The sequence below is a fragment of the Natronohydrobacter thiooxidans genome (assembly GCF_001884735.1).
GTDB classification, from domain to species: Bacteria; Pseudomonadota; Alphaproteobacteria; order Rhodobacterales; family Rhodobacteraceae; genus Roseinatronobacter; species Roseinatronobacter thiooxidans_A.
This window is the reverse complement of record NZ_MJAP01000037.1, coordinates 25,545-35,261: the sequence shown is the minus strand read 5'-3', so window position 1 is coordinate 35,261 and position 9,717 is coordinate 25,545. Positions and strand designations below refer to the sequence as shown.

General features: G+C 62.4%; 9 protein-coding genes and 1 CRISPR repeat array (1 of these 10 cut by a window edge). All 9 genes read left to right on the top strand.

The window, feature by feature from the left end:
- A partial coding sequence (locus BG457_RS20450) for a hypothetical protein (RefSeq protein ID WP_217649542.1) occupies positions 1–183 on the top strand: 183 nt, incomplete at its 5' end.
- A gap of 84 nt (positions 184–267) precedes the next feature.
- Positions 268–2,442 (top strand): CRISPR-associated helicase/endonuclease Cas3, encoded by a 2,175-nt coding sequence (locus tag BG457_RS19185; RefSeq protein ID WP_071799471.1) that lies wholly within the window; start codon positions 268–270, stop codon positions 2,440–2,442.
- 11 nt (positions 2,443–2,453) lie between these two features.
- Positions 2,454–3,110: a type I-C CRISPR-associated protein Cas5c gene (gene cas5c, locus BG457_RS19180; protein WP_071799470.1), complete on the top strand. Its 657-nt coding sequence runs from the start codon at positions 2,454–2,456 to the stop codon at positions 3,108–3,110.
- On the top strand, positions 3,107–4,855 hold the full coding sequence (cas8c, locus tag BG457_RS19175; protein ID WP_071799469.1) for a type I-C CRISPR-associated protein Cas8c/Csd1: 1,749 nt from the start codon (positions 3,107–3,109) through the stop codon (positions 4,853–4,855). The genes cas5c and cas8c overlap by 4 nt, the downstream gene beginning before the upstream one ends.
- Complete coding sequence (cas7c, locus tag BG457_RS19170; RefSeq protein ID WP_071799468.1) at positions 4,852–5,766, top strand: type I-C CRISPR-associated protein Cas7/Csd2; 915 nt, start codon at positions 4,852–4,854, stop codon at positions 5,764–5,766. Before cas8c ends, cas7c begins: the two co-directional genes overlap by 4 nt.
- A gap of 29 nt (positions 5,767–5,795) precedes the next feature.
- Complete coding sequence (locus tag BG457_RS19165; protein ID WP_071799475.1) at positions 5,796–6,116, top strand: GIY-YIG nuclease family protein; 321 nt, start codon at positions 5,796–5,798, stop codon at positions 6,114–6,116.
- Positions 6,100–6,732: a CRISPR-associated protein Cas4 gene (gene cas4 / locus BG457_RS19160; protein ID WP_071799467.1), complete on the top strand. Its 633-nt coding sequence runs from the start codon at positions 6,100–6,102 to the stop codon at positions 6,730–6,732. Before BG457_RS19165 ends, cas4 begins: the two co-directional genes overlap by 17 nt.
- Complete coding sequence (gene cas1c, locus BG457_RS19155; protein WP_071799466.1) at positions 6,729–7,742, top strand: type I-C CRISPR-associated endonuclease Cas1c; 1,014 nt, start codon at positions 6,729–6,731, stop codon at positions 7,740–7,742. The genes cas4 and cas1c overlap by 4 nt, the downstream gene beginning before the upstream one ends.
- A 2-nt stretch (positions 7,743–7,744) precedes the next feature.
- Positions 7,745–8,035 carry a CRISPR-associated endonuclease Cas2 gene (gene cas2 / locus BG457_RS19150; protein ID WP_071799465.1) on the top strand — a complete coding sequence of 97 codons (291 nt, stop codon included), beginning with the start codon at positions 7,745–7,747 and terminating at the stop codon, positions 8,033–8,035.
- A 196-nt stretch (positions 8,036–8,231) separates the two neighbouring features.
- Positions 8,232–9,717: direct repeats of the CRISPR family, unit length 32 nt; unit sequence GTCGCCCCCCACCCGGGGGCGCGGATTGAAAC; it runs 458 nt beyond the window's last position.

The following is a 9,717-nucleotide window of genomic DNA, read 5'->3' as shown; positions in this document are numbered from 1 at the left end:
GAGAAAATCATAAGACAAGGCCTAATGAAGCGTTGCTTCGCGTTTCATCGCCTCCGCCACATCACATTGAAATCATTGGATAAAATCAAGGTGGCGGGTTTGCACCCCGCGTCAGGCCCTGCATCGGGAAAACACGTGTCGTCTTTTCTGGACTGCAAGCCGACGTCAACCGATCTCGCGTGACTCCACAGGATGCGCGCGAAGTTTGTTGCAATTTGCATGGAAGCAGGGCCTAATTGTTGAAGTGATTTTCGACGGGGTATATTCTTGGCCTTGTTTGCGCATTCTTCTGACCAAAAGCCATGGGAACTTCTGATTGATCATCTGGCGGCTGTCCGCGCCGCTGCAGGGGCGAATGCGAGGCGGTTCGGTGCAGACACGCTTGCGGAAATTGCCGGGCTGCTGCATGACCTTGGCAAGGTAAAGCCCGGATTTCAGCGCAAGCTGCATGGCGAGGCGAACAGCACCTCGCATAGCGGCGAGGGGGCCAGATATATCCTTGAGGCGTTCAAGGATAGCCCCATCGCCAAGCTGATCGCCTTTTGCATCGCGGGGCATCATTCAGGGTTGCCGAACGGCTTGGCAAGGTCGCATGGGCAGCCCGCAACCCCGCTCAGAGAGCGCATTTCGCAGGCGGAACTGCTTGAATTGCCCAAAGGGGTCGACCTGCCGGTGCCGCGCGTGCCCGTCCCGCTTCAGGGGCTGGCGCAGCCTGCCCATTTTGAATTGCAGTTCTTCACGCGCATGGTGTTCTCTGCCCTTGTCGATGCGGATTTTATCGAAACCGAGCGGTATTACACGCCGGATGCCCCGCGCGGGGCGGGGTTTGATCTGACGGAATTGCGCGATGCGCTGTCACAGAAGCTTGCAGGGTTCGGACCGGCTTTGAGCGATGTAAACCGCTTGCGCGCAGAGGTGCTTGCGGCGGCGCAGAGCCGTGCAGCGCTGTCGCCGGGGTTTTTCACGCTCACCGTTCCGACAGGGGGCGGCAAGACCTATAGCGCGTTGCGCTTCGCTCTGGATCATGCGCTCGCGCATGGGCTGCGACGTGTGATCTATGTCGCGCCCTTCATGGCGATTATCGAGCAGACGGCAAATGTGTTTCGCGACGCAGTTGGCGATGCGGATGCAGTGCTGGAGCATCATTCGGGGTTTGACCTGAGTGATTTTCCCGACGAATTTGCCGCAGAGCGGATGAAGCTGGCGGCGCAGAACTGGGATCGACCGGTGGTCGTGACAACAGCGGTGCAGTTCTATGAGAGCCTGTTTTCCAACCGGACGCAGAAATGCCGCAAGCTGCATAATATCGCCAATTCGGTGATCATTCTGGATGAGGCGCAGTCGCTGCCAGTGAATTACCTGCGGCCCTGTCTGGCCGCGCTGAAGGAATTGACGCGCGGCTATGGCTGTTCGGTGGTGCTGTGCACGGCGACCCAGCCTGCGATCAGCGATAAAGACATGCCAAACCTGAAAGAGGCAATTCCAAAATCTGCCAGCCGCGAGATTGCCCCGGACCCGGAACGCCTGCACGATGCGATGCGCCGGGTTGAGGTGCAGCAGGCGGGGGCGATGCGCAATGACGATCTGGCCGCGCGGGTGGCCGGTCGCAAGGCGCTGGTGATCGTCAATAACAAACGGCAGGCGCGGGCGCTGTTCGATCTCCTGGGCAAGGGCCGCGCGCTGCATCTGAGCACGAATATGACCGCGCGGCACCGGCAGGATGTGCTGGCGCGGATCAAGGCAGGCTTTGACGGGCCGGTGATCTCTACCGCCCTGGTCGAGGCCGGGGTGGATCTGGATTTCCCCGAGGTCTGGCGCGCGGTTGCAGGGCTGGATTCCATTGTGCAGGCGGCGGGGCGCTGCAATCGCAACGGGCTTATGGCGAAGGGGCAGGTCTATGTGTTTGACCCCGAAGACGGGTTTCCGCCGCCCCCGGAACTGGTGCTGAATGCCGATATCGCCCGCGAGGTGCTGCGCGCCTATCCCGATCCGCTGCATCCCGATGCGATCCGCGCCTATTTCCAGCGGCTCTACTGGGATCGCAATGCCGATCTGGACAGCCGCTGCATCCTGAAACAGATCGAAGGGGCGGGGTCGCAGCTGGATTTCCCCTTTGCCGATATCGCCGCCGATTTCCGCCTGATCGAGGATGCAAGCCGCCCGCTGATCATTGGCACGGGCGATTATGGGCTGGATGCCGAAGCGCGCGGATTGCTGGAACACGGTAAATTTCCCGGCGCGATTGCGCGGGCGATGCAGCGGTTCACGGTCCTGGTCGCGCCGCGCATCCGCAACGAGTTGGTGCGCCTGGGGGCGGCGCATGTCGCGCGAGCGGAGGAATTCGGGGATCAGTTCGTCGTGCTCGACAATGGCGCATTGTATGATGACGCGGCAGGGTTCTCGCCAGAGAACCCGGAGGATCTGGGGAATTTGATACACTGAGGGAGGGGCGTTTGGGATTTGGTGTCAAACTGCATGTCTGGGGGGATTACGCCTGTTTCACCCGCCCGGAAATGAAGGTCGAGCGCGTTTCTTATGATGTGATCACCCCCTCTGCCGCGCGCGGCATTCTGGAAGCGGTGCATTGGAAACCCGCGATCCGCTGGGTGGTGGACCGCATTCATGTGCTCAACCCCATCCGTTTCGAGAATATCCGCAAGAATGAGGTCGGCGCGAAGATCTCGGCGCGCAATGCGAAATCCGCGATGGTCTCGGGCGATCTGACCGGGCTGCATCTGGTGGTCGAGGATAACCGCCAGCAGCGCGCCACCATGGCGCTGCGCGATGTCGCCTATGTCATCGAGGCGCATTTCGAGATGACCGACAAGGCGAATGGTGACAGCCCGGCCAAGCATTTCGACATTTTCCGGCGGCGCGCGCAGAAGGGGCAGTGTTTCCACCGTCCGGCCCTGGGCCTGCGCGAATTTGCAGCCTCTTTCGACTGGGTGGAGGAGGCCCCGCAATCGGCGCTGGCAGGTCGGCAGGATCTGGGCTGGATGCTCTATGATATTGATTTCGCGAATGGAAATGCGCCGCAATTCTTCCGCGCCGAGATGGTGGACGGGGTGATTGATGTGGCGGCGGCGCGGGCAGGGGGGATGGTACGATGACCATACTGGCCTCGCTCGCGCGGCTTTATGAGCGGATGGCCGAGAAGGGCCAGGCGCCGCTTCCCGGATTCTCGACCGAGAATATTTCCTTTGCTGTGGTGCTGGACGCCGATGGCACGCCGCTGCGGCTGGCCGACAAGCGCAGCCATGCGGGCAGGAAACCCGCGCCGGTGCCGATGGCGGTGCCTGCGGGAAGCAGGACATCCGGGATCAAGCCCAATATGCTCTGGGACAAGACGGCCTATGTTTTTGGGGTCATTGCGGTTGAGAGCGAAACCGAAGAGGGCAAGACTGTCCTGATCCCCGGACAGGGAAAGCGCACTGCCGAGGAACATGCCGCCTTTGTCGAGGCGCATCTGGCGCTGCTGGCGGATGCCACTGATCCCGGTCTGATCGCCCTGCGCAATTTCGTGGGGCGCTGGCAGCCCGGAGATTTTGCCCTGCTTGGTTTTCCCGCCGAGGCGCTGGATCAGAATATCGTGTTTGAATTCGACGACGGGTCGGGGCCGGGTTTTGTGCATACGCGCCCTGCGGCGCTGCAATTGCTTACGGTGCCCGCAGAGGGGGAGGGCGGGCTTTGCCTTGTCTCCGGGGAAAGCGGGCCGGTGGAACGGCTGCACCCCAAGATCAAGGGGGTGATGGGGGCGCAGAGTGCGGGTGCCTCGCTTGTGTCCTTCAACAATGATGCCTACGAATCCTTCGGCAAGGCGCAGGGCGAGAATGCGCCGGTCTCGCGCGCGGCGGCCTTTGCCTATGGTACAGCGCTGAACGCCCTGCTGGCGCGCGGATCGGCACGCAATATCCGCATTGCGGATAGCACGGTGGTCTTTTGGGCAGAGGCGCCTGTCCCTGCTGTAGCAGATTTCGGCGACTGGCTGATGGGCGCGGCTGTCAACCCGCCCGACGAACAGGACGCGCTGAATGAAATGCGCGCGGCGCTGATCAATCTGGCCGAGGGCCGCGCCGGGGATGACCCGAGGCTCGACCCGAAGGCGCGTATCTACATGCTGGGCCTTGCGCCCAATGCCGCGCGGCTGTCGGTGCGTTTCTGGTTTCCCGGCACGATGGGCGGTTTTGCCCGCAATGTGACGCAGTTCTGGCAGGATCTGGAACTGGAACCCGCGCCATGGAAAGGCCCGCCCGCCATCTGGTCGCTGCTTTATGAAACCGCGCTGCTGCGCAAGGCTGAGAATATCCCGCCGCTTTTGGGCGGGCAGGTGATGCGCGCGGTTCTGACCGGCCAGCCCTTGCCGCGCATGCTGCTTTCCGCCGTGATCGGGCGCATCCGCGCCGATGGTGATATCAATGGCCGCCGTGCCGCGATCTGCAAGGCGGTGATCAACCGAACATCCAGACAGGAGGAAATTCCCGTGAGCCTTGATCCGGAAAACACCAACCCGGCCTATCGGCTGGGGCGGCTTTTCGCCGTGCTTGAACGCGCGCAATCCTCGGCCCTGCCGGGGCTGAATGCGACGATCAAGGACCGCTATTTCGCGGCAGCCTCGGCCACGCCAGCGCGGGTGTTTCCGCTGCTGGTCAAGAATGCCACGCATCATCTGGCGCTCTTGAAGAAAGGCGAGAGCGGCGGGATCGGCCATTGGCTGGAAAAAGAACTGGGAAGCATCTGGCTGGGGCTGGGGGCCGATCTGCCGCGCGCCCTGTCGCTGGAAGATCAGGGGCGTTTCATCGCCGGATATTACCATCAGCGCTGGACCAAATCGACCAAGGAAGAGGAAGCCAAATGACCGCCCTGCAAAACCGTTATGATTTCGTGCTGTTCTTCGATGTGGCCAATGGCAATCCCAATGGCGACCCGGATGCGGGCAATCTGCCGCGCATGGACCCGGAAACCAACCAGGGGCTGGTGTCGGATGTGGCGATCAAGCGCAAGATCAGGAATTATGTCGAGGCCGCGCATGGCGGCGGTGCCGGGCATCGCATCTACATGACCGAGCGCGCGGTGCTGAACGAGGCGCATCAGGAAGCCTGGACGGCGACAGGTGCCACGCCCACCAAGCCGAAAGACTATTCCCACCTGCCCAAGGATGACGCCGAGGCACGGGTGCTGACCGACTGGATGTGCGCCAATTTCTTCGACATCCGCGCATTCGGGGCGGTAATGACAACCGGGGTCAATTGCGGGCAGGTACGCGGGCCGGTGCAGATCACTTTCGCGCGCTCGGAAGAACCGATCCTGCCCTTGGAAATCTCGATCACGCGCTCCTCGGTCACGAATGAAAAAGACCGCGACAAGGAACGTACCATGGGACGCAAGCATATCGTGCCCTATGGGCTCTATCGTGCGCATGGTTTCATCAATGCCAAACTGGCCGAGAAGACCGGCTTTTCCGAGGATGATCTGCGAACCCTCTGGGCGGCCTTGCGCGATATGCTTGATCTGGACCGCTCTGCCGCACGCGGCGAGATGGCCGCGCGCCGCCTGATCGCGTTCCGCCATGACAGCGCGCTGGGCAATGCGCAGGCGCATAAGCTGTTCGAGCGGGTGACGGTCCATCGTCGTTCGGGTGATGACACCATTCCCGTGGGCGATCCGCGCACGCATAACCTGCCGCCTGCGCGGGCCTTCGGGGATTATCAGATCGCGCTGGACCGCGAGAACCTGCCGCAGGGTATCGAGATTGTTGAGCCCTTCTGACGGGTGATCTGACAGGGAGAGTGTCCGAAGTGCCCGCGATCTATAAGATAACCTATCCGAACGGAAAGATTTACATAGGTCAGGACCGGACCGATACGCTGACCTATTTCGGCAGCGTGAACGCCGCGTTGGTTGCTGCGGATTTCAACCCGCAGGAGCAGGCGGATTTCACCATTCGAAAACAGGTTCTCTGGTACAGGAAAGCGGCAAGCAGACAGGAGATCACGCAGAAAGAACAAGAGTTTATCCTGGAGCTTGGGGCAAATGATCCGGCTGTCGGGTATAACCGGTGGCCGCGATGCCAGCGCATTGCCGTATCGGGAAAGAATATTGATGATGTCGGCGTCTGAGGACATCCCGATTTCAGCCCTGCAGCATTGGCTCTTCTGCCCGCGCCAATATGCGCTGATCCATATTGAACGGATCTGGACCGAGAACAGCTTCACCGCCGAAGGGCGGCTCATGCATGAACGCGCCGATTCCGGGCGGGCAGAAACCCGTCCGGGCATCCGCGTGCTGCGCGCGGTGGAAATCCGCTCTGATCAGCACGGGCTGCATGGCGTGGCCGATGTGGTGGAATTGCGCGGCGGGCGCCCCTATCCCGTCGAATACAAACGCGGCAAAGCCAAGGCGCATCGCGCCGATGAGGTGCAGCTTTGCGCGCAGGCGCTGTGTCTGGAGGAGATGTTTGCCTGCCAGATACAAGAGGGCGCGCTCTTCTACGGCCAGACCCGGCGGCGCAGCATTGTCGCCTTTGACGATGATCTGCGCGCCCTGACCTCTGCGGTTGCGTCCGAGATCCGCGCCTGCCGTGACAGCGGCGCACTTCCCGTCGCAAGCTACAGCTCGGATCGCTGCGACCGCTGCTCCTTGTTGGATGATTGCCGCCCGCGCATCGCCTCGCGCCGTCAGGGCATAGGTCGCTGGCTGGAAGGCGCGATTGCCGCGCAGGGGGTGCCGGAATGAAAAAGCTGCTCAACACGCTCTATATCACCTCCGAAGGCGCTTGGGCGCATAAGGATGGTGCCAATGTGGTGGTGCAGCTTGAGGGCAAGGAACGCGGGCGCGCGCCCTTGCATCTCCTGGGCGCGATCATCTGTTTCGGGCAGGTCGGTGTCTCGCCGCAACTGATGCATGCCTGCGCCGAGGCCGGTATCTGCATCACCTATCTGGGCTGGTCGGGCCGGTTTCTGGCCCGTGTGGAAGGGCCGGTCAGCGGCAATGTGCTGCTGCGGCGTGCGCAGCATAACCGGACCCTGCATGACCCTTTGCCTGTCGCCCGCGCCATGGTCGCCGCCAAGGCCGCCAATCAGCGCGGGGTGCTGCGCCGCGCGATACGCGATTATGGCGACCCCGGGGGCAGGCTGGACATGGCCGAGCGTCGGCTCTCGGATGTGGCGCGGCTGGCGCTTGGCGCGGCGGATGGCGACATGCTGCGCGGACAGGAAGGCGAGGCGGCACATGCCTATTTCTCGGTTTTCGCGGATCTGATCCGCGCGAAAGGGATGGTGTTCAACGGCCGCTCCCGCCGCCCGCCGCGCGACGCGCCGAATGCGCTTTTATCCTTTCTCTATGTGCTTTTGGCCGCGGATTGCCGTGCCGCGCTGGAAGCTGTGGGTCTGGACCCGCAGATGGGGTTTCTGCACCGCGACCGCCCCGGACGCGCCAGCCTTGCGCTGGATCTGATGGAAGAATTCCGCGCCCCGCTGGCGGATCGTCTGTGCCTGTCGCTGATCAACCGCCGCCAGATTTCCGCGCGCGACTTTGATCTGCAGGAAACCGGCGGGGTGATCCTGACCGAGGCGGCGCGCAAGACGGTTCTGACCGCCTGGCAGGAGCGCAAGCGCAGCCCGATCGAGCATCCGTTCCTCAGGGAGAAACTGCCTTTCGGCCTCTTCCCCCATGTTCAGGCGCAGCTTTTGGCGCGGCATTTGCGCGGCGATCTGGATGGCTACCCTGCCTTTGTCTGGAGATAGCGATGCTGGTCCTGATTACCTATGATGTGAAAACCGAGACCGCCGCGGGCCGCCGTCGTCTGCGGCGTATCGCGCAGGCCTGTCAGGATTTCGGGCAGCGCGTGCAATATTCGGTGTTTGAATGCGATGTTGACCCGGCGCTCTGGACATCCTTGCGCGCGCGGCTCCTGGCAGAATATGATGAGACGGAGGACAGTCTGAGATTCTATCATCTGGGGTCGAACTGGAAGCGCCGGGTCGAGCATCATGGCACCAAACCCGCGACGGATTTTGACGGGACGCTGATCCTCTGACGGGCCTGTGCTCTGCCCTGTGCGAAACCCAAGCGCACATCAAAACCCCGGCCCTTTCGCGTTTTATGCAAGGGATTGATATCGTGAATAGATGTTGTCTTGTTTGCTGAACTGGCAAGCAACAAACCGCCCTGTCCTCTAGGTTCGCAAAGAGCAGTAGTTTTGACCAGCGAAGATAATCTGTTAAGAGGCGAGAGTCGCCCCCCACCCGGGGGCGCGGATTGAAACGAAACCAAAGGTCGCGCGAAACGTGGTCCCGCGCTTGTCGCCCCCCACCCGGGGGCGCGGATTGAAACCTGACTTTTGACGGTTTCAACACGAAATCGAGCGTCGCCCCCCACCCGGGGGCGCGGATTGAAACCGCAGCTTGATGATTTCTCGGATTGTCTTGACGCGTCGCCCCCCACCCGGGGGCGCGGATTGAAACGCGCCCTCGCCGCAGAGCGAGACCAACTTCGCCGAGTCGCCCCCCACCCGGGGGCGCGGATTGAAACATCTGTCGTCCTGTCGCCAAGGATTTTCGCGATCGTCGCCCCCCACCCGGGGGCGCGGATTGAAACGCGTTGTCCTCAATCCATTTTTCCAGTTTGTCACGTCGCCCCCCACCCGGGGGCGCGGATTGAAACAGCGCCAAAGGCAAGCGCTACGCCTGTCATGTCGTCGCCCCCCACCCGGGGGCGCGGATTGAAACCTTCCGGTTATGCGCGTGAAAACGAGTTGGTCGGTCGCCCCCCACCCGGGGGCGCGGATTGAAACTTCACATCAATCACGGCCACTGACAAAGCCGCAAGTCGCCCCCCACCCGGGGGCGCGGATTGAAACAGCGCCGCGCGTGAACTCGAGAAATTGAACTGCGGTCGCCCCCCACCCGGGGGCGCGGATTGAAACGCTTGTGCTGACCCAAGTGACATAGAGGTTTTCGTCGCCCCCCACCCGGGGGCGCGGATTGAAACGATGTCCTGATATCGATAATCCTTCATGCCGATTGTCGCCCCCCACCCGGGGGCGCGGATTGAAACCCAGAACCGTTAAAAGCTCCGTCAATGGTTCTCGTCGCCCCCCACCCGGGGGCGCGGATTGAAACATCCCATATGCGCGCGCACCTGTCCGCGTATGCAGGTCGCCCCCCACCCGGGGGCGCGGATTGAAACCCCGTCCGGGACAAACCCACCGGTGACGAACAGGTCGCCCCCCACCCGGGGGCGCGGATTGAAACTCTGCCCATTTCGCCCGCATGGCTCAGGAATACTGTCGCCCCCCACCCGGGGGCGCGGATTGAAACGAGGTCAAGAGCCTTGACGAAGGCGGCAAGATCGGTCGCCCCCCACCCGGGGGCGCGGATTGAAACGCGTCCAGCATCAAGCGGGCGCGTGAAAGCGGCAGGTCGCCCCCCACCCGGGGGCGCGGATTGAAACCGTGTGGTCTGTCTCCATCGAGACCAAGAAAATGTCGCCCCCCACCCGGGGGCGCGGATTGAAACCCCTCCATCTCGGCTAGGTATTGGCGGGTGCGTGTCGCCCCCCACCCGGGGGCGCGGATTGAAACACCTATGGCATGGTCAAGCGCGACACGCCCCGCACGTCGCCCCCCACCCGGGGGCGCGGATTGAAACCAGTATATCGCCCATCTGTTCGTCACCGGTGGGTGTCGCCCCCCACCCGGGGGCGCGGATTGAAACTTTC